General features: G+C 60.2%; 2 protein-coding genes. Both read left to right on the top strand.

Going from position 1 to position 1,096, the window contains the following annotated elements:
* Positions 1-668: LpqB family beta-propeller domain-containing protein (locus tag AC1D0Z_RS22500; protein ID WP_477660362.1), on the top strand; the 668-nt coding region annotated here is incomplete at its 5' end.
* A gap of 58 nt (positions 669-726) precedes the next feature.
* Positions 727-1,096 (top strand): OmpA family protein (locus AC1D0Z_RS22495; protein ID WP_477660361.1); only part of this gene is annotated, 370 nt, incomplete at its 3' end.

Genomic DNA, 1,096 nt, shown 5'->3' with positions numbered 1-1,096 from the left:
ATGGCTCCCAATTGGCTTATGTTTCATTTGAATCGCGCAAGCCCGTCATCTATTCCCACGACGTTGCGACCGGAAAGCGGCGGTTGCTCGCGAATTTCCGGGGGTCGAACAGCGCACCCGCGTGGTCGCCGGACGGCAAGCAACTCGTGGCAACACTCAGCCGCGACGGCGGGTCGCAGCTTTACGCAGTGGGTCTGAATGGCGGTGAACCCAAAAGATTGACCCAGTCCTCCAGCATTGACACCGAGCCTGCCTTCTCGCCAGACGGGCGCTATCTCTATTTCGTCAGCGACCGCGGTGGTGCACCGCAGATCTACCGCATGAGCCCTGGGGGCGGCAATGCCGAGCGCGTCACATTTAACGGCACCTACAACATTTCTCCGGCTGTCAGCCCCGATGGGCGCTGGCTGGCATATATCTCCCGCGTGGGAGGCGCCTTCAAGTTGCATGTGAYGGAACTTGCCACCGGTACGGTTACTCCAATTACCGAAACCACGGCTGATGAGAGCCCGAGCTTTGCGCCCAACAGCCGTTTGATTGTCTACGCTACCCAGCAGCAGGGCAGGGAGGCGCTGATGACCACCACTCTGGACGGCAAGATCAAGGCCCGGCTGTCCGGCGCGAGCGGCGACATACGTGAACCCGATTGGGGCCCTTTTCAACGCTAAGCGGCAGCGCCCAGCATTCGTTCCATCTGGCCATTTTTATTCTTTGTAGAGGTACTTCATGAAACGCAGCGTTTTTTCCATCATCTCATCACTTGTCCTGGCCGCCACGTTGACGGCCTGCGGCTCCGGCGTCAAGCTCAATGACGTGCCAGTTGAGGACCGCACCGGCACTGCCCAGCAGGGCGGCACACCGGGCGCAACCGGCCGCGCTGTTGCCCCTGTGCAGGTTGAAGGCGCCGATGCCTCGATGGCGGGTCCGGCCAACACGACCAAAGTGATCTACTTTGACTTCGACAGCTACGTGGTCAAGCCGGAGTTCCAGGGCGCAATAGAAGCCCATGCCAAGTACCTCACTGCCAACAAAAGCCGGAAGATGGCTATTGAAGGCCATACCGATGAGCGCGGCGGGCGTGAGTACAACTTGGCCC

The organism is Polaromonas sp. P1_E3 (assembly GCF_056405935.1).
This window is presented reverse-complemented; position numbering and strand designations above follow the sequence as displayed.